The 22,969-nt window shown below is 39.6% G+C and carries 2 protein-coding genes; both read right to left on the reverse strand.

Features of this window, described 5'->3' with window-relative positions; genetic code table 11:
• Positions 1 to 31 precede the first annotated feature (31 nt).
• Positions 32 to 10,465: a non-ribosomal peptide synthetase/type I polyketide synthase gene (locus EWV60_RS02155; protein ID WP_287230580.1), complete on the reverse strand. Its 10,434-nt coding sequence runs from the start codon at positions 10,463 to 10,465 to the stop codon at positions 32 to 34.
• 196 nt (positions 10,466 to 10,661) lie between these two features.
• A complete protein-coding gene (locus EWV60_RS02160) occupies positions 10,662 to 22,367 on the reverse strand; it encodes a type I polyketide synthase (protein ID WP_287230581.1) in 11,706 nt (3,901 codons plus the stop codon).
• Positions 22,368 to 22,969: the final 602 nt, after the last annotated feature.

The following is a 22,969-nucleotide window of genomic DNA, read 5'->3' on the forward strand; positions in this document are numbered from 1 at the left end:
TAAAATCTCCTGCTAGTGTAATGGCTATTGACTAAAAATTAAAGTCTTCTGTGAACAGTTCCTGCCCCTCTTGAGTAAGATTTTCTGAGGAAGCTAAGGATAAGTTTATCAAAGGTTCATGGGCAAATTTTAAAACTTGCTCTAGCCAGTTTTTGAACAAATCTATGATCAATAAAATTCGCTCATGGATAAATATATCTGTGTTGTAGATTAGCTTGAGATAAAGTTCTTCTTCCTCAACAAAGATAAATTCTAAATCAAATTTAGCGGTAATCATTTTTGGGTCAATGGAGTTAACTGTAATTCCGTCCAAGGCCAGATCTACATTTTGATTATTTTGCAGAACGATTGCAACATCAAAGAGAGCATTACGGCTAGGATCTCGTTGTAAATTCAAATCAGATACGATCTGATCAAAGGGATAGTCTTGATGATCATAAGCCTCTAAAGTGGTTGTTTTTACTTTGCTAAGGACATCCGTAAAACTGTCGTGATCTGTTATCTGATCCCGCAGGACGAGAGTGTTAACATAAAATCCGATTTGATCTTCTAAATCAGGATGATTTCTGCCAGCGATAGCAGAGCCTATTGTAATTTCATTTTGCTCAGTATAACGGAATAGAAAACTCTTAACCAAACTAACTAAACCCATAAATAAACTGGCTTCTTGTGCTTTAACTAACTTCTCAAAAGTATCGATCAATTCGGGTTCAGGTTGCCATGTAATTGTATTTCCCTGAAAACTTTTAACAGGTGGGCGCGGATAATCAACAGGTAAGTTAAGACGAACAGGAACTGGAGTTAATTTAGCTAACCAGTAATCCCGTTGACCTTGAAGTTTCAAGGTCTCTAATTGACTTTCTTGCCAAGAAGTATAGTCTTTATAATGAATTCTAAGAGGGGGCATTAATTGGGAATTTTCTTGTCCATAGGCGTGATAATGGGTGAGAAAATCTTTAATTAAAACCCCTGCTGACCAACCATCAAAAATGATATGGTGCATATTAAACAAGACGATGTAATTCTCTTGACTTAGTTTAAGTAAGTTAACTTTAAGTAACGGTCCCACTTCTAAATCAAAAGTCGTTTTGGCATTATGGCTGATTGATTCTTCGATCAGGTTTTCTTGTTCTGTGCTAACATAAGCTGTCAGGTCTATTTGTTTAATGACAAAGTTCATTTGATTATGGACAACTTGACGGGGTTGATTATTGATTAAAGTAAAGGTTGTCCGCAAAATTTCATGGCGTTGAATTAACTGTTGAAAGGCATTTTCAAAAGCATCAATATTGAGATTGCCCTTGAATTGATAAGCACTGGGCATTCCGTAGGCATTATGATTTTGATCTAGGAATTCTAAAGCCCAAAGACGACGCTGACCATGAGACATCGGATAAGATTTTTGGGGGGGAATTGCCGAAATGGGTTCTTGATAATTGTATTGAGTCTGGGAGATTAAAGTCGCCAATCCAGCAACGGTTGGAACTTTAAAGAAGTCAGCTAATTTTACGGATACATTTAGTTCTTTATGAACCCGGGTTACAACCCTTGATAAGAGTAGAGAATGACCGCCAATTTCAAAGAAGTTATCAAAAATACCGATAGGATGTTTAGAGAGAATTTTTTCCCAGATACTAACGAGATTGGATTCTAAATAATTCCGGGGTGCAACGTAATTAGAATTCACCAGAGATTTACCAGTTTCTCTGAGTTCTCTCAGGGAGTGCAGGTCAAGTTTTCCATGTCGAGTTAAGGGGAATTGCTTTAAAAAAATAAAGTAACTCGGAATCATATAAACTGGTAAAAATTTGGCAAGTAATTCTCGAATCTCAGCAATTTCTAGAGTTTTGTCTGTTTGACAGTAAGCAGATAATTGAGTTTGATTATTAACTTGAACGGGTAAAACAATCGCTCTTTCAATGGGAGCATAACGAGTCAATTGATATTCAATTTCTCCGGGGTCAATTCGATAACCATTGACCTTAACTTGATTATCTTTTCGTCCCATAAACTCAATGATACCCGGAGCAGTTTGCTTGCCTAAATCGCCGGTTCTAAAGAGAGTTTTTGTCTCATCAAGAAAGCTAGGTTTAAATTTTTCTTGAGTCATTTCGGGTTGGTTATGATAACCCGATGCTAGGGCGGCACCTTCTACACAAATTTCGCCGATTACATGGAGGGGAACGGGATTATTAAATTCATCAAGAACCCCTAAGCGATTGTTATGGAAAACTTGACCGAGGGGGATTTCGCTGTCTAAGTTTTCCTTGATTTCATACTGGGATACTCCTACACAAGTTTCTGTAGATCCGTAGACATTGCTAACAATTTCTGCCGGAAAACGTTTCCGTAAAGCTAAGGCAGTTTCCCGATCTAATTTTTCCCCTCCTACCGAGATATATTTTAAGCTGGAAATGGTTTCTCCCGGTTCAAGTAGCCCTAAGATTTCTCGATAGATAGAGGGGGTAGTATGTAGGGCATTAATTTGATTTTCTTGTAGGAAAGAAACCAAATGTCCTATATATTTTATTTCGTACATATATAGGGATGCACCTATGGTTAAGGGGAGAAAAATATTACGAATAGATGGATCATGAGTAACGGCAGCTGTGAAAATATAGCGCCATTCAGGATGTTTATCTAAATCAAAAGTAAGTCGTAAGCTTTGAATAACATTCAAAATTGAGATGTGACAGCCCATGACTCCTTTAGGATTACCAGTTGAACCTGAAGTATAGAAAATATAAGCAGTTTGGCTAGAATTGCGAAATATTTTAGGCTCATCTTTGTCATATTTTTCAACAATAGGATCAATTTTATCTAAGCAAATTTTCTGCATTTTTTCAGGTAACTTAGAGATAAAATTACTCTCCGTTAGGCAAACATGACAGCCACTATCTTTTAAAATAAACTCAATGCGACTGTGAGGATATTGAGAGTCTATAGGAACGTAAGTCGCTCCAGTTTTAAAGGTAGCCAGAATCCCGATGATTAAGTTGTGATCACGCTGGAGCATGACCCCAATCACTTTTCCTACACCTAGCTGATATTCCTGCTGTAAATAATGGGTAAGACGATTGACTTTTTCATTTAATTCTTGATAGCTAAGGTTAATTTTTCCTGCAATTAAGGCGGGAGCATTAGGGGTTAATTTAACTTGAGCTACAAAGTCATCAATGATGGTGGCTTTCTCAGGGAGTTTGCGAGTTTTTCCGGTTAATTGTCTGAGTAACTTCTCTTGTTGGACTGGGGTTAATAAAGGTAACTGATAAAGAAGATGATTAGCATCGTCAATGATTCCCCTCAGCAAAATTTCAAAGCTTTCAATAAATTGTTTAATTGTCTCTTTTTTAAAGAGTTCTGTATTGTAATTGCAGTAAATAATGAGGTTATCATTAAGTTCAATTAAGTTAAATCCTAGATCAAAAGGTGTATAACCAATCGGTGACGGTGGCAAGGATACTTTTAAGTCTTTAAATTCAGGCAGAGTTAAACTAGGATCCATGTTAAAAGATACCGAAATGAGAGGAGAACGAGAAAAATCTCTAGGTAATTGTAAAGCTGCTAATAAATCCTCTAAAGTATAACTCTGATGGCGAAAAGCGTCGATCAGGGTTTGTTTAGTGTGTTGTAAATGTTCAATAAAAGAGGTGGTAGCATCGACTTGTATCCGCAGGGGTAAAAATTGAGAACAAAAGCCTACTAAGTTGTCACTACCTTCTATTTGTCGCCCAGAAATAGGAATACCAATGACTAAATCCTTATGGCCAGAAATTCGACGCAAAAAAGCAGTATAAGCGGCGAACATCGTCATAAATAATGTAGCTTTATTTTTGCGTCCTACTTTCTGCAAATTTTGCCCAACTTCAGAGGGAATGACTTGACTTTCTTGTCCGCCAGTGTAGGTTTTAACGGCGGGACGGGGAAAGTCGGTGGGAAGCTCAAAGGTTGGGAGATCTTCCTGATAGGTTTTCAACCAAAAATCCCGATGCTCTAACATTTGTGGACTTTGCGTCTCTTGCGCTCGCAAGGTTAAATATTGCCGAAACTGCATCGGTGGTGTGAGAACCTCTTTAGTTGTGTTATTTTGGGATGAATAAAGTTGACCAATTTCCTGCAAAATTAATCCTAGTGACCAACCATCTGCCACAATATGATGAGTTTTTAAAGAGAGCAGATAATGGTCAGGTTTTAAGCGCATTAAAATCACAGCAAATAAAGGAGCAATCGACAGGTCAAAGGGTTTTTGGGAAAACTGAGATCGTAACGCTAAGGCCGTCGCTTCGGGATTATCTTCATCCTTAAAATCAATGAGGTTTAATTTAATGTTAACTTCATTGACAACTTCCTGTAATTCTCCTTGTTCTATAATTTTGGTTCGCAAAGCTTCATGGCGATTAATAACTTGATTAATCGTTTTTTCTAAAATGTAAACATCTAAAGAACCTAGTAATTCTAGAGATGTTGTGACGTTATAGGATGCTGAAGCATTACGGTCTAATTCAGCTAATAACCAAAGTTGACGTTGAGCTTCACTGGTGGGAAAGGACTGATTTAAAGATGGTAGATGTCCCCTACCATCTTCATCTTCAGAGAGGGGCTTTTTTTCTTCTTTCTTGACTTGAGGGCGTTTAGCATTAGCAAAAAAACCAGCTTGCTGTAATTCCGTAATCGCTTCTTTGACGGCTACTATAACTTTGTCTATATCTTCATTAGTATGGCAGGTGGAGAGAAAACAAACTCGTTTTTCCCATGTGTAGATTCCTTTAAGATTTAATAGGTAATAAAAGAGGGGTAATTCGATGGGTTGTAAGAAGATACTATAAGCTCCAAAAGGTTCAAAGCGGAATAAAGAGCCAAAATTAACAACCCGAATCGGAATGCCTATTTCTTGAAAAAACTGATTAACTTCGGTGGCTAATCGATGAGTTAATTGATTCACTTTTTCTTGAATCGTTGGACTGTTTTCCCGAAGATGTAAAAGCACAGCACGACAAGCAGCAAGGGCTAAAGGATGACGACAAAAAGTTCCCCCAAAAGCGGTTAACTCGGTTTGGGGATGAGAGTCATCTCCGTATTGCCAGAAACCGCCGTCAACGGTATCTAAGAAATCTGCTTTACCGCAGATCATACTAATTGGTAAACCTCCTCCAATGGCCTTACCATAAATGACTATATCAGCTTCAACATTGAACCATTCTTGCGCTCCTCCCGGAGCAATCCGAAAGCCGGTAATAATTTCATCAAAAATGAGTGTGATCCCTTTTTTATGGGTTATTTGTCGTAGTTTTTGCAGAAATTCTTGAGGCTGTAAATCGGGTTTGCGACTTTGAACTGGTTCGACTAATACGGCGGCTAAATCATCAGCATGAGTAGCAATAATATCGAGGCTTTCTTCAACTCCATAACTCAAGACTATTATGTCTTCAACCATTCCTAAAGGGGTGCCTAGACTTAAGGGTTGAGCAGTGGTTTTATCTTCTCCTACTCGTGCTAAGATGCCGTCAAAAGTTCCATGATAGGAGCCGGCAAACATAACGATTTTTTGACGTTTTGTCCGGGAGCGAGCAATGCGAACAGCCGCCATAATCGCCTCGGTTCCCGTATTACTAAAAGCGACTCTTTCGACTCGGCCCATTTCACTAATTAAAGCGGCGGTTTCGGCGGCCAGATTTGACTGCATTCCTAAGCCTATTCCTCGATTCATTTGTTCTTGAACTGCTTTAATGACAAAATCAGGACTATGCCCAAAAAAGTTAACCCCAAACCCCATAGCTAAGTCAATATAATTATTGCCATCAATGTCCTTAAAATAAGCCCCTTGAGCAGATTCTGAAACAATGGGATATTGAAATTCTTTTAAGGCCATGCGGAAGTCAATAGTCGGTTTAACATCCACCATTGTCTTACGGCTATTTTGTGAATAGGCTTTTGATTTGGCGGTTTTCTGGTTATAAATACTCTGTAAATTTTGAATAAAGGCTTGTTGTTGTTCGGTTAAGGATTTGTTCTCAGTCAGCTTTAAAGCTAAGGGGTTTAAATTGGGAGAACTAGGTTTCTCAGGAGATTTGGGCTTCTCTTGAGAAACCGGAAGGTAAGTTTCTGTCTTAGAGCTTTGGGTAGGAATGATTTGAGTCTGATTCGTTAATATTTCGGGGGCTATACTGGGGAAAACAGGGGCAGTTTGAAGAACTTCTAATTGCTTGATAATGGTTTTCTCATGGAGGTCTTTTAGGTCTTTTAAAGATTGTAATTGAGCCATCATTAAGGCTTCTTTACCGGAGCTTTCACCAGAGACAGTGAACTTAGGAATTGCAGGAATTGAGAGGGGTTCATCTGGCACACAAGCAAGAATTAATTCTTGGCCATTGTTAATGGGAATATTGTTTTGTTTAGAGAAACTATTCGCCGTAGCAAACCCACAACTTTTTAAAACGGAACACCAATTTTCACCCCTTAATAAGGGTGTATCTGAGCGTAATTGTTGATCCTGAAAGCGCCACCATCCGGGGGTTAATCCAAAGGTTAAATTCAGCCATGAGTTATTTTCTACGGTTTCGAGGAGAACTAAGTAACCACCGGGGCGCAGCAGTTCCCGAATATGGGTTAGAGTTTCTGTAATATTTCGAGTCGCATGAAGGACGTTAGCGGCCACAACAATATGATAATTACGAGCAGGTATCCCCTGAGAAATGGGGGACTTTTCAATGTCTAGTTGATGAAAGTTTAGGTTATATTTTTTCTGAAATTTTTGCCTAGCTTGATGCAGTAAGAAGGGAGAAACTTCGCTAAAAGAATAAGTGACATGATCGAGGTTTAAGTGGTGAAGAATTGCTTCTGAAGTAGCACCAGTTCCTCCTCCTATTTCGAGAATTTGATAGGGGCGATCACTATTAGAAAAGTTGGTTAAAATCTGGTTAATAGCTTGGGCGACTCGTTGATTCATCAATCGAGATACGGGAGAATTTCCATAAATACTTTCTGCATGAGCAACGGAACCTTCTGGGAAAATTAATGTCAAGGGGTCTATATTTCCCTTGAGAACTTCCGCTAAATTTTCGCCGCAGCGTTGCAACATTTCTAATTCAGGTTTTGCAGATGGACAAGTTTTTTCTAGCTTTTGTAGGGCTTGGGGTAAGGAAAAAGACTCAGGCAAGTTTTTGACAGTCCAAATATTCCCTTGATTGTGAAGAACATTAGCTTGCTCTAAATCCTGCAAATAACGATTGAGCAAAATGTGATATTTACGAGCAACGGGTAAGGTTTGTCTTAGGGTTTCTATTGTCCATTGTTCCCCTTGATTAAGTTTTTTCCCTAAGGACTCTAAGGCCCTGATGATATAGGCTGTAGCGATGGGTTGCAATTGCTCAATGACTTGCAAATAATTGCTTAATTCTGTCTCATCATTGATAACTTTAGTTGTTATTTCTGAAGCATTTTCTAAGGGTTTTTCGTTGACAAATTGGCAGAGGTATTCGGCAATATCAGCAAGAGTTTGTAAATCGGTAAAGAGTTGATCTATTTTCACTTTGACTTGAAATTTTTCTTCGACTTTGCGAGAAAAGTCAGTCAAGATAATTGAGTCTGCTCCTAAGTTTAGTAATGTCTCATCCTCTGGCAGATCGTTCTCATCTTCTTTCAGAAGTAAAGCCAAAATTGATTTTAATTGATTACGGATTTCCTGTTGATGTTTTTGCATATTGAAAACTGTGGTTTCGGTATCGGTAAGGTTAGAGGTTTGTGCGTCTAGGAATATTTTGTCAATGCTCTGATTTTCCGTTCGAGGATTAGGCTGAAATTGGAAAGGTTTCCTTTGAAAGGGATAGTTCGGCAATCTGACTTTTTTATAGCCATAATTTCGATTGAATTGTTCTGGATTGAAAGGTGCACCATTTAGGTAGAGTTGTGCCAAGGCTGAAAGAATTGTATGCCAGTTATCTAAGCCACGATTGAGAGAACTTAACCAGATGACCTCATCTTTATAACGACGACCTTGTTCTGCTAGTATTGGTCTTGGTCCCACTTCTAAAAATAGGTTATATCCCTTGTTGAAAGCGGTTATTAAACTCGACAAAAATCTTACTGGTTCTCGGCATTGTTTACTCCAGTAAGCGGCATCTGGTGCATTTTCTAAAAGCTCTCCATCAAGTCCTGAAAGTAGCAGAATTTGGGGGCGTTGATAATAAATTTGACGAGCCTCTTTTTCAAATTCTTTTAAAATTGGCTCCATTAAAGGGGAATGAAAAGCCTGAGTAACGGGAAGATATTGAGCGGGAATTTTTTGCTTTTTGCAGGTACTAATAACTTCCTCAATGCTGGCACTTTCTCCAGCAATAACAATCTGTTGAGGGTGATTAATTGCAGCTATTGAAACTGTTTGAGTATAATTTTTAATTAGGGAACTTACTGTCTCTTCATCAGCAAAAATTGAAGCCATTTTCCCGGAGGTTGTGGTTTGCATTAATTGCCCCCGCTTGACAACTAAGGCGAGTCCAGCTTCTAAGCTAAATACTCCTGCGATACAAGCTGCTACATATTCTCCCACACTATGGCCAATCAGTAAACTGGGGGTAATTCCCCAAGATTTCCATAGCATTGTTAGGGAATATTCTAGGGCGAATATAGCCGGTTGAGCGTAAGCAGTTTGATTGAGTAAATCGGTCTGTTCACCAAATAATATTTCAGTTAAAGGATGGTCTAAATACTTCGACAATATTTCGGCACATTGATCAATATATTGACGAAATGTCGGCTGAGTTTGATATAGTTGATGCCCCATGCCAGGATAACAAGCCCCTTGCCCTGTAAAAAGAAAAACAATTTTAGGGGATTTTTCCGATGTAAAACGTTGATAAAAAGTCAAATCATCAAGTGGTTTTTCTTCAGCAAAAGCGGCTAATCTTTGTTGTAATTCTGGACAAGTATCGCCAACAATGGCTAAACGTTCAGGTAAATCTATCCTCCCGACGGCTGCACTATAACAAATATCTCCAATTTCAGGACGAGATTCTAGGAGGGTATGGAAGCGTTTGGCTAATTCTTTTAAAGCGGTTTTGTTGTGGGCTGAAAGGGTTAAGAGATGACTGGGAAGTTGTTGTTGAATTTCTGAGATTTTGCTGACGGGTGCTTGTTGAACAATAACATGGGCATTTGTGCCAGAAAATCCAAAAGAACTTACCCCAGCTATGGGGACTTTATTGTTATTCGGCCAAGGTATATTTTGAGTAGGAATTTTAATAGGATGGTCTTCCCAATTAATCAGAGGATTAGGGGTTTGGAAGTGAAGATGGGAGGGGATTTCACCCTGTTGAAGAATCAGAATTGTTTTGATTATTCCGGCCATGCCAGCCGCGGCTTCAAGATGACCGATATTGGTTTTGACTGAGGCGACATAAAGAGGGTCGGAGCGCTTTCCATAAACTGAGGCAATGGCATTCAATTCGATGGGATCTCCTAAAGAAGTGCCTGTGCCATGAGCTTCTATGTAGCTGACATCTTCCGGGAGTATTCTGGCATCAGCTAGAGCTTGACGGAGCAATTCTTGCTGAGCGGGTCCACTGGGTACGGTTAAACCGGCAGCAGCACCATTATGATTCACCGCCGAACCTCGCAACAGGGCAAGAATTTGATCCCCGTTTTTCTGGGCTTCTGATAAAGTTTTTAAGATTAAAACCCCACAGCCTTCCCCTCGCACATATCCGTTGGCAGAGGCATCGAAGGTTTTGCAACGCCCATCGGGGGACATCATTCCCGACTGAGAAAGACTAATCGTAATGGCGGGTTCTAAAATGAGGTTTACCCCACCCACTAAAGCGAGTTCACATTCACGATTTCTCAGGCTACGAATCCCCTGATGGACGGCTACTAATGAGGATGCACAGGCTGCATCAATGGAGAGACAAGGACCGTGAAGATTGAGAAAATAAGATAGCCTTCCGGCGGCTGCGCTTAGAGCATTGCCGGTGCCAAAAAAAGAGTCAATTTGATCATAGTTTGTGCCGTAAACCTTCAGAGCATGATCAATGCTAGTAATTCCCACAAATACCCCTACCTTATTATCGGCTAAATTTTTCAGAGGTAAATTGGCATTTTCTAACGCTTCCCAAGCAACTTCTAAGAGTAACCTTTGTTGAGGATCCATGGAGGCTGCTTCTCTTGCTGAGATCGAAAAGAAACGGGCATCAAATTCTGTGATATTCTCTTGAAGAAATCCCCCATAAGCGGTGTTCATTTTTCCTAAAGTTGGTTCTTGAGAATACAGTTTTGAGATATCCCAACGGCTTTTAGGAACTTCTACTATAGCATCAAGTCCGGCTTGACAAAAACTCCAATACTTTTCTGGGGAATTAATACCTCCAGGAAAACGACAAGCCATTCCGACCACCGCAATGGATTCACTTTGTCTCGTCTCTAATTCATGGATACGAGCTTGCATTACCTCCATTTTGCTTAAGGTCGTTGCCATTAATTTTTTGTAATCTATACTCTCAACCATGCCCTATTCTCGATAATTTCTAAATTTATACGCCGTTAAACATAAATTAGGATGCTGTGCTATCAGTAAATATAAACCAAAATTTAACCCCACAGAGTTAAGCTTACTCATGTTCACCTACTTAGCCTACCACATCTTATGGCTTTTGAAACATTATTTTTAAAATTTAACCTCCATATTGATCAAGCTCCGTTAATTTTTGATTAAGTAATCTTGCCAGTTCGTCTTCACTGAGGCTGTCGTAGGGATTATGATTGTCAGGAATTGGATTTATTTTAATCTCAAAATCGAGATGATTGGCTAGAATTTGTTCCCTTAAGTAGGTACTTAAGCTGAGAAGATTAGGATAATCGAAAATGATCGAAGATGGCAATTTACACCCTAAATCTGTTTCTAAGCGATTTTTAAATTCTATGACCATTAGAGAGTTTAAACCTAAGTCTAAGAATGATGTTTGTTGAGGAATAACTTTGTTCCCATTTAACCCTGTCACTTCTCTTAATATTTTCTCCAGTCCTTCTACTAAAGCGTTTATTCGTTCGTCTATAGAGACAGATTTTAATCTTTCTAATAGTTTTGCTGGACTTGTTTGTTTTTGATTTTTTAGGGTTAATACCTCGCTAAAGAAGGGTTGATTAATATTGAAAGTTTGATTAAAAATCGACCAATTAATATCGATAACTATTCCTTGGTTAATATCACCTAAAATTATCTGGTTGAGATATTGAAACGCTTGCTCAGAAGGCATCATCTGCAAACCCCAATTAGCGAAACGTTGTTGATCAATTTGGTTGATCGTCTCCCAAGCTCCCCAATTGATACTAATACCAGGTAATCCTAAACTTTGCCGTTGCTGCATTAGAGCATCCATGAAAGCATTAGCCGCCGCATAATTACTTTGACCCGGTGAACCAAGGATGACAGCCGCAGAAGAAAAGCTTACGAAAAAGTCCAAAGATAGAGAGCGAGTATAACGATCTAATAATAAAGTTCCTGCTACTTTTGGACTGATTACCTTTTGATATTTTTGCCAACTTTGATTACTGATAAGCCCATCTTCTAAGACCGCTGCTGCGTGAATTATTCCTCGTAAGACGGGCAAGTCTGCCCCAAAACGAGAGAATAAATTTTTCATATCTGTGGGGGAAGTAATATCAGCTTCAATCAAGGTTACTTTTGTTCCTTTCTCCACTAATGGGGCTATCAATTCTGTTGAAGATTTAACATGGCGACTACACAAAACTAGGTGACTTGCTCCCATTTCTGATAACCATTGAGCCACTAATCCGCCGAGTTTTCCTCCCCCTCCGGTGATTAAATAAGCCCCTGACTGATTAATAAACTGTCGTTTTTCTGAGATAGGAAGAGATGCAGAAACTAACCTGGCTGCGTAGCGGTTTCCTTGACGTAAAGCTAAACGGAATTCATGGGGGAAACACTTTAATTCATTGAATAAAAGTTCAGCTTCATTAGCTTCTTTATGGATTGGTAAATCTAAACAAACACAACCCATTTTAGGATACTCTTGATTAATGACTGCTCCTAATCCCCATAAATGGGACTGTTGAGGAGATAAAGCCGTATCATTGCTAATCTTATTAGCCCCGCGAGTAATCAGCCATAAATGGGGTAATTTCTCCCAGTTATTAGTGAGGGTTTGCACTAAATTTAAGACGGCATGAGAACTCTGATATACTGTATCTAGCACGTCTTCAGCTTCTGAAGATTCCCAACAAAAAACAACACCAGTCGGAAATTCTCCAGATGGATAAGCTTCTTGATAGAGACGCTGAAAATCAGATTTCTGAGCCGGATTGATCACAAAAGAATCTTGAGAATAACATTGATAATTCTGCCCCATTTCTACAGTAATTACTTTTTCTCCTGCCTTTTTGTATAAATTAATTAGGGAATTTAAGTCTGTTTCTGGACGAACCAAGACTAACCAAGAATTTTGAGGATCGACGGCAACAGTTGGCATGGAAGAAAGTTTTTTCCATGCCACTTTATAAAAGCAATTATTTGACTGTTCTTGCCATAAACTCTGTAAAATAGCTGGATTTATGCGCCGTGCTGTTAAGTCAGTAAAGCGAGCGCAAAGCTGTCTTTGTTCATCATAAATATTAACATTTACTCTCATTTCACCATTAGTATCTGAGATGACCTGAACTTCCGTCCAAACTTGCGAAGTTGGATTTAGGAATATTTCCAAGGAAGAGAATCCATAAGGTAGATGCAATTCTTGACCATGAATTTCGGGGAAAGCTGCCCCAATACTCTGTAAGCAAGCATCCAAAAGAACTGGATGAAAATAATAACGCCGATCCGCTAAACTAGGGTTAATACTAATTTTAGCTTGAGAGCCTTTTTTGAAAGAATATAACTCTTGAATCGCTTGGAACTGCTCCCCATACCTGATACCCATCTGCTGATAAAGCTCATAGAATTCACGGATAGAAATCGATTCCTTAGGGTTTTCTCTTTCTAATTTAGTTTGGGTTAATTCTGAGGCAGCCAAGCTTTGTATATCCTTAGGTTTGACTTCACCTGTAACATGAAGAAGCCATTGTTCTTGTGCAGAATCACTGCTAAATATCTCAAAAGTATAAATCAGTTGAGATGATTTTTTAGGTTTAAAAATTATTTGGATTATTGAGGGAGTTGGAGATAAGATTAATCCCTGATGGATAGAGACATTTTCAAGGGTGACAAAATGCCCATTAAATATTTTCTGACTTGCGGCTAAAATGGCTTCAATAAAACCGGTAGCTGGAAATACAATGTTTTCAAATACCTTGTGTTCTTCTAAATAACTAGGGTTAAGAGAACTCACCTCACCTTCAAAGATCATGTCTCCCGTTGCTAACTTTTTAAAATCTCTAATGAAAGGATGTAACTGAGTCTTGATTTGCCCTAGAGAAAATTCCGAATTAGATAGCCAATACCGTTCTCTTTGAAAGGGATAAGTCGGTAAACTAATTCGCTTACCTTGTTTAAATATTTTAGTCCACTCTACAGAATAACCATTAACAAAAAGTGTCGCTAAACTTCTATACATTTGTGCCTGTTCATCCTGCCCGGGTACAATACTAGGCAACCATAATAGCTCCTGGTTGGCAGCAATAAGGCGAGCCATACTCAGTAATACAGGCTTAGAACCGACTTCTAGAAAACAACGATAACCCTGAGCAATTAAAGACTGAAATCCTTGACTAAACTGTACAGTATTACGCAGATGAGCTACCCAATAATCAGGAGTTGTAATTTCTGAACCTACAGCTTTCCCTGTCAGATTACTAATAATCGTTAAGCTAGGTTCATGAAAAGAAATTGTTTTTAAGACCTGGGAAAAATCATCAAGAATGGGCTGCATTAAAGGCGAATGAAAAGCATGAGATACCGCTAAACGTTTAGTTTTATGCCCTTGATCAATAAATTCTTTTTCGAGTTGCTCAACAATCTCTTTAAATCCAGAAATGACGGTAATTGAGCCATTGGCTGAAGCAATATTAACTTGATTTTCATAAGAAGTTAGAGCGTTTGCTACCGTCTCATAATCAGCATAAATAGCGGACATACTGCCATTGTGGGGCAATTTTCCCATTAATTTACCCCGTTGAGTCACTAATTTTAAGGCATCTTCTAAAGAAAAGACTCCTGCCCAACAAGCAGCCACATATTCCCCAATACTATGTCCTAAAAGGGCTGAAGGTTGTATTCCCCAAGATTGCCATAATTTGGCGAGTGCATATTCAAGGGAAAAAATCACCGGCTGAGTGATTTGGGTTTCCTCTAATAACTCACTATTTTGCTCTTGAAAGATTAAATCTAAGAGAGATTTTTCTAAAAGGGGTTCTAAAATTTGATCACAAAGATCTAATGTTTCCTTGAAAACAACTTCTCGGTTATAAAGGGTTTCTCCCATGCCGGAATATTGAGAGCCTTGTCCAGAAAAGAGGAAAGCTATCTTTTGTGGAGTCTCTGATAAAATCGGTCGGATTAATGAGTCAGAATTTTCACCATCTTGGTAATCAATTAATGCTCGTTGTGCCGTGGCTATTGAGTCTGCTAAAATACAGATTCGTTGCGGAAAAATCCCCCGCCCTGTACTGGCTGTAAAACAAACATCAGCTAAATTGATAGACTCAGTCAAAATATCTTGATAATTTCTCGCTAACTCTTGCAGCGATTTTTCAGAACGAGCCGAAAGGGGTAATAGATAAAAATTATTCTCCGAAGGTTGAGGTAAATCAGCGTCAATTTCCCCAACAATGATATGAGCATTCGTTCCACTAAATCCAAAGGAACTTACTCCAGCAATCCTTGAACGTTCGCTGATATGCCAAGGTTTTCCTTGTACAGGAACTTCAAAAATATGAGAACTCCAATCAAAGCGGGGATTAGGATTTTTAAAGTGAAGATGAGGAGGTATTTTATGGTGTTGTAACGCTAGAACGGTTTTAATTAATCCGGCAATTCCAGCAGCACCTTCTAAATGGCCTAAATTCGTTTTTACTGAACCAATAATTAAAGGCCGATTAGGGGAGCGTTGACCAAAAACGGCGGACATACTTTCTAATTCAATGGGATCACCAAGGGCTGTTCCAGTGCCGTGAGCTTCAATATAATCGATTTGTTCAGGCTTGAGATTAGCACGTTTAAGGGCTTGATGTAATAATTGTTCTTGAGCTTGACCATTAGGAACAGTTAGCCCACTACTTGGACCATCATGATTGACGGCTGTGCCATAAATTTTCGCCAAAATTTGGTCTCCATTCTTAACTGCTTGGCTCAATCTTTTCAGAACAACTATTCCACAGCCTTCTCCTCGCACCATGCCATTTGCGCTCTCATCAAAGGTTTTGCAATGTCCATCAGGGGCAAGCATATGGGCGCGACTTTCGATTAAAGAAATAATGGGAGTTAAAATCATATTAACCCCTCCGGCTAAAGCCAGATCGCACTCACCATTAAGTAAGGCATTATAAGCTAAATGAATCGCTACTAATGAGGAGGAACAAGCGGTGTCAATAGTCATTGATGGACCCTGTAAACCAAGAACATAAGAAAGACGACCCGCCGCCATACTAACAGAAGTTCCTGAACCAGTATAAGCATTAATGGCTTGAGGAGAATAACTTAATTGGGCATAATCTTGAGTCATGCAACCGATAAAAACTCCCGTCTGACTGTTGCGTAATTTTTGGGGATTTTGTCCAGCAGATTCTAAAGCTTGCCAAGTAGTTTCCAAGAGTAAACGCTGCTGAGGATCCATGGCGACAGATTCTCTAGGAATAATGCCAAAAAATTCTCCATCAAATTCCTCAATTTGTTCTAGAAATGCACCGTAAGGAGCGTATATTTTGCCGGGGACATCGGGATTAGGATCATACCATGTTTCCTGATCCCAGCGATCTTGAGGAATTTCTGTTATAGCATCTTTTCCCTGTTCTAAAAGTTCCCAGAAAGATTGTAAATTCTTAGCACCGCCGGGGAATCGACAAGCCATGCCGACAATAACAATAGGATCATCATCGAGTTGTGATTTTTCTGGCTGTTTTTGAGAAATTTCTGCTTTTATTTGAGGGGTAAATACCGGTTGACAATTATCTAGAACTTCTCGCTGTAAATAATTAGCTAAGACTTCAACATTCGGAAAACGAAAAGTAATTGTCGAAGGGAGAGAACAATTAAAGTCAGTTTGTAAAAGATTTCGTAACTCTGTAGAAGTGAGAGAGTCCATCCCCAAATCAAAAAAGCCCTGTTGAGGGGAAAAAGTTTCATCATTTGAGCGTCCTAAGACAGTAGAAACACGCATAATGATATGATTAGTTAGCCAATTAGGACGCTCTTTTAAGGTTAAATTTTGCCATTGTTTTAAAAACTCAGATGAGGGGGCTGCTTGGGGTTTTCCTTGAGGCAGAAAGTTTTTATAAAAGCTTTGATGAATATAAGGAAATTGTTGCCAGTCAATCTTAATTACACCAGCGCGAATAATCTGATTTAGGAGAATTTTTTCCAGAGCATTAAGGGCTAAATCGGGTTTCATAGCCCCATATCCTTTAGCGGCTAATCTCTCCAAAACATTGCGATCTACTGCTGCACCTATTTCACTCCAAGGACCCCAATTTATGACCGTTCCGGGTAAATGATGCGCCTGACGATAATAGATAAAAGCGTCTTCAAAGGCATTAGCTGCCGCAGCATTAGCTTGTCCTGCCGAGCCAATTAAAGATACAGCAGAAGTATAACAGACAAAGAATTCTAATGGGTCATTTAGGGTGAGTTGATGAAGCAACCAAGTTCCTTTAACTTTGGGAGCTAAAACATAATTAAAGCGCTCTGGTGTTAGTCTTAATAAGGTTGTATCGTCTAAGGTTCCGGCAATGTGAAAAATACCCTGTATAGGATATTTAGAACGGCATTCGTCTAGGACGGCGTGCAGTTTTTCAGCATCGGTAATATCAAGTTTTTTGAGGGTAACTTTTGCCCCACTAGAGGAGAAATTGGCTAATATTTCAGGGCTAATTCCTTCTGCCCCTCGACGGCTACACAAAACTAGATTCCGCGCCCCTTTTTCAATCATCCATCGGGTTGTTGCTAATCCTAACCCCCCTGTGCCTCCTGTGATTAAATAATAGGCATCAGGACTAAAATTGATCTTTCCATCTTCAAGTTTTCTCTGCACCAAACGGGGATAAAAACGCTGTTCCCCCCGCAAAGCAATCCGGTTTTCTTGGGGATTACTGTAGATTTCTTGCAGCAGTTTATCGGCTGCGTTTACTTCATCTGGATCTAGGTCAATCGCCTTAAAATTAAGTTCAGGATGTTCTAAAACTAGGCTGAAGGCTATTCCTAATAAGGATGCTTGAGAGGGAGAGATCAGGGTTTTAATGGCTTTTGCTGGTACTGCTCCTTGAGTCACTAAAATCAGAGTCGGTGGATTTTCTTGCTGCAATAATGCTTGTAAGAAAAAGAGAAATCGTTGACAATTAATCTCGACTTGTTGATCAATTTCTCCAGGGATTTTTTCTAAGCCCCAGAAGTACAGTATTTGACGAGTTTCTGAAGTTATCGAGTTTCTCAATATTGATAGGTAATCTTCAGCAATCTCTGGGTTAATATCTTGGGTAAAGACGCAAGAACAACTTATTCCTCTCTGTTGGAATAGAGGGATTAAACCGTTAGCAATTCCTTGACTATCTGCCCAGATTATTTGATGAGAGTAGGATTTTGCTGGCAGAGAAGGTAATTGCTCACTGCTTCTACCAATAATGACACTTTGGTTTAATAAATTTCGGGTTTTTACTTGGCTTGGTTCGATAATATTAATGTCTTCAAATTGATTCTCAATCAGTAAATTTTGCCAATCTTTTGTGCTGATTAACGGATAACCATTCCGCCGCAGATCTTGACTACATAACCACCATCCTTCTGTCAAGCCAAAGGTTAAATCTACCCAACGTCTTGCCCCTGTACTTTCTAAGAGGATTAGTAGTCCTTTGGGAGCGATGAGAGAGCGCACATTTTCAAGGGTTTTTTGAAGGTTGGCTGTGGCATGAAGAACATTAGCGGCAATGATTATGTCAAAACTGCCAGGGAGAAAATCTTGAGTAAAGGGATTTTTTTCAATGTCTAGAGTTTGATATTTAATAAAGGGATAGTTTCTAAAATTTTCCTTGGCTCTTGTTAAGAAACTAGAGGAAATATCGGTAAATACATATTCGATATGTTCTTTGGGTAAGTGAGGTAAAAGGCCAGTAGTAGCGGCTCCTGTGCCTCCTCCAATTTCGAGAATTCTTAGGGGATAATAGGGGGGTAAATTCTCAATAGCACGGCTGATTGTGGTGGCGACTAACTGATTCATCAATTTAGCTCCGGCTGCTTCCGAATAAATTGACGCGATCGCTTCTAAATCCCCTTGAGTAAAGAGTAATTCTAATGGATCAACTTGACGACGCATGACTTCGGCTAAAGCAGAGCCACAACGCTCCATTAGACTAATTTCTGCTGGATAATCGGCAAATTCTTGGCGGAGAATTTTAATTTGTGATTGGGATGAAGGTGCTTCTAATTTTTTGAGGAATAACCAGCCATCTTTTGTCTGATTAACGATTTTTTCTTCAGCTAAAATGCTTAAACATCGAGATAATAAAGGTCGGTAAAAATCGACAATTTGACCTTGATTTGCTATCTGTGCTTCGGAATAAGTTTGACCTAATTTTGGCTGTCCATTAAGTTTTGTTAAGGCTTCCCAGATATAGACAACGCTTAACTTTTCCAAAGCTTCCATTAAGCGCTCATATTGCGCCAATTTTTCCCCTAGTTGTTGTTCTAACTGTGCGGGGTGAATTTGATTTTTAATCACCTGGGGAGCTACTAAAGTGTCTCTGCCATTCCCTAATAATTCCTCGCAAGGTATCCATTCTTCTAGATAGATTTGAGGGGGGATTTCTTGGGGGATAATCTCTTGGGATTGAACGGCTTTTAGTTCTAAGTTGGTGAGGGATGCTAAGGGTTGACCTTGGGGGGAATAGATATCAATATCAGCGATGATAATGTTAGGGTTAGGGGAGGAGTTTTTCAGTCGAACCGCGCTGATTACCTGCTCATCAGGAGGGTGGAAAAATGCCAATTTACCAAGACGAACAGGAACATAAGTTACTGAGGATTCTTCTTTAAATAAAATGGCAGCAATACCTTGAAAACAAGCATCCAACATAGCAGGATGAAAATGATATTTTTCCCGCTCTAATCTATCGGTTAATTTGATTTGAGCAAAAGCTGTATTTTCTCCGCGCTTCAGTTGATGAATGAGCCGAAAGTTACTCCCGTAATTTATCCCTGATTTTTGATAAGTTTCATAAAAGGAGTTGATATCGACTTCTTCAGGACAATTTTTGGCGATTTCTTCTAGATGACAATGGGTTAAATTAGTTGATTTCAATTCCTCAATTTTTCCAGTAACTAATATTTCCCAATTTGGCTCAAGTTCATGGTAAATTTTAAAGCTTTTTTGCTCAATGATTAACTGTAATGCGTCTTCCGTATCTTTTAAAATTAATGCCTTCTTAAATTCAACATTTTCTAAAATAACTCTTTGATTCTCCCCGGCAGCTAAAGCCATTTCTATCAAGGCAGATGCTGGCAATATGGCCTGATCAAAAACCTGATGTTCTCCTAAAAATGTAGGTTTATGCTGACTAATGCTCCCTCGATATTGACGGAGAGCTAAGGGAGAAGGAAAATGATCGCCCAGTAAGGGATGTCCAGAGTAATAATTAGGGTTTTTATAGCTAGAAGACTCTGATTTATTGCCAGAATTTATCCAGTAGCGTTTGCGGATAAAAGGCGAATTAGGTAAACTAATTTTTTGCCCTGGATGTGAGCGATGGAAGGCTTCCCAGTTAATATTAAATCCTCTCACATAGAGTTGACCTAGAACCCTTTGCTCATGCTGGTCACTGTGACAATCTTTCCCTAAACTAGATAACCATAGAATTGAATTTACCCTTAACTTTTGACGACCTATATTAATGAGATTGGCACCGATTCCCATTTCTAGGAAGATTTGATATCCCATTTGATGCAGAGTAGAAATTCCTTGGGCGATTTCGTCGGATTTCTGCCTAATCTTTTCCCCTCTATTCACCAAATTTCTGAGAGATTTTTTCACAACTTCACCCTGATAAATTAGGGTAATATCGGGGGAGTTAGAATCGACTTCTGGGGTGCTTTTGAGCAAGGATAAAAGGTCTTCTGAGTTGGGGTTTTGTGGGCTAATTCTGGTGCGTTTCGCCACCAGCTTGACGGTATCTTCAAGGGAAAAAACGCCCGATTGTTGAGCGGCGAGATATTCCCCTAATCCAGAACCTAAAATTGCAGAAGGAGAAATTCCCCACGATTTCCAGAGTTCACAAAGAGCATACTGATAGGCAAATAATAGCGGTTGTACAGACAAAGAAATCTGAGGCTCTAAGGCTTTTTTAGATGACAATAATTCCTGAAGAGAAAATTCTAAATATTTTTTAAACAGATGCTCGCACTGCCTAAAAGCCTCATGAAATACTGGCTCATTATTAAGCAGGTTTTCAATGATTTCTGGACTAATTTCTTCCTCGTAATTGCAGAGAAAAGCAATTTTAGGATGGCTTTGCGCTTCTCCATAAATGATGTCGAAGCTATTATTTTGAATATTTTGAAATTGCTTTTCATCCCCATTGCTATTGAGAAAAGCCTGAATTCCTTGACGCAGATTCTCTTGATTAGAAACTAAAAGAGCGAGACGATGTTTATGGGGAAAACGACCAGTATTTAAAGATAGAGCAATGTCCTTGACGTTGAGATCTGTTTTCTGCTCAAGCTCATCGACAAATTGAGTCGTAAAAAGACGTAAACGTTCGGGTTCTTTAGCCGAGAAAGTAACGAGAATGGGTGATATTTTTGGGTTTTGGGGTTGCGGTTGAGGTGGTTCGCTTAAAATAACATGAGCGTTGGTTCCTGATGCTCCAAAAGAACTGACTCCAGCCGCTTTGAGCTGGCCATTATTAACATTCCAAGGACAATTTTGCGTAACGATACTAATCGGCAAGGCATCCCAATTAATATGAGGATTGGGTTTTTTAAGGTTTAGATGAGCCGGAATTTCACGGTAGTGCAGCGATAGTGCGGTTTTAATTAATCCTGAAATTCCCGCCGCCGCCGCCAGATGACCTAAATTAGTTTTGAGAGAACCGACTAATAAAGGGTTAGATTTGCGACGATTGACGCATAATGCCTCGGCTATGGCTTTAATTTCGATGGGATCTCCCAAAGATGTTCCTGTACCGTGAGCTTCAACATAATCGATAGCCTCGGCATCTAAACGAGCGTCAGCTAGAGCTTCTTTGATTAATTCTCTCTGTACGGGCCCATTAGGAACGGTAAAGCCGCCACTGGCTCCATCGTTGTTGACTGCGGTCCCTCGAATCACAGCCCAAATGTGATCACCATCTTCAAGAGCGTCACTGAGTCTTTTTAAGACGATGACTCCGCAACCTTCGCCGATTCCAAACCCATCGGCACTTTCGTCAAAGGTTTTGCATTGGCCATCTGCGGCTAACATCTGATTGCGGCACAAGGCGATGACCACTTCTGGAGTTAAAACTAAGTTCACTCCTCCGACTAAAGCTTGTCTGCATTCTTGGGAACGTAAGGAACGGCAAGCGAGATGAACAGCGACTAAGGAGGAAGAGCAAGCGGTATCTACTGCCAAACTCGGACCATTAAGATTTAAAAGGTAAGAAATACGCCCAGCTGCCGCGTTAGTATGATTGCCCGAAATATGATAGGCTCCGATGGCATTATAGTCCTCATTTGAGGTAAGAATACGGGCATAGTCATTGTTAGTAATCCCGATAAAAACCCCTGTTTTTCCCCTTCTAGCCGTCGTTGTTGCCATTCCTGCATTTTCCAAAGCTTCATAGGCTACCTCTAAAAGCAATCTTTGCTGAGGATCCATAGCGACGGCTTCCTTGGGAGCAATTCCGAAAAAATGGGCATCAAACTGGGAGACATCATCGAGAAACCCCCCCTGAGAAACATAGATTTTACCCACTTTATTCCGATCTGAATCATAAAAATCCTGCTGGTTCCAGCGCTCATTAGGTATTGCTCTGAGGTGATTTTTACCCGCTTTCAGGAAAGACCAGAAGGATTCAGGTGTCGCAATATTATGACCAAAACGACAACCTAAACCCACGATAGCTAAGGGTTCCCTTTGTTGAGACTCGAAAGCTTTTAATTTTTCTTTAGCTTCACTAAGAGCTTTAAAAACTCTAGCTTGGATTGATTGGTCGTTTTCGGATAAGTTCTTTTTATCTTGAAAGTCCATAGTGTTAGAATCGACTTGGAAAAGAATAATTATTGCGACTGACGGGGTGACAAGCAGATGGAAGGTGAAACAGGGTGTAGAGTGTCGGGTTTAGGGAAAAAGCTTGAGACTTTCGCCAAAAGATAACGAGGGAATTTGGTTTTTGTCTAGTAAGTCGATTAATTTGATGGATCACAGTGAGGAAATTTTTCCCCCACCTCACTTAAACTTCAACCTCGTTGTCACCCCTTCAGCTATTACGACCAGACAGCTAATCGTACCTGATCAAGGTAGTAATTGTCAATAGACATCTGCAATAAACGTTTATGGGGTGTGGCATCCTAAGCTCTGCTCCTCTGGTCTCGCGCAAGATTATCTTTAAATGTCACACTTTCTGCACTTCTTAATATTTAATTAATGATTTTTACTAATTTATTGGGTTCAGTGGTTTCTACAGTGAAGATTTTTTGTCAAAACATACTAGGGAATGTAAAAATATGTAAAAGTATATGGAGATGTGCAGAATGTCGGTTAGTATGCTACAATGTCGAGGCTCAGAACAATTTTGGAGAAGCGACAGAAACCCTGACCTTAGCCGTAGTCGGGTTTCCTGTAGTTCAAAT

The sequence above is a fragment of the Microcystis sp. Msp_OC_L_20101000_S702 genome, from assembly GCF_007095705.1.
In the GTDB taxonomy this organism is placed as follows: Bacteria; Cyanobacteriota; Cyanobacteriia; order Cyanobacteriales; family Microcystaceae; genus Microcystis; species Microcystis ichthyoblabe_A.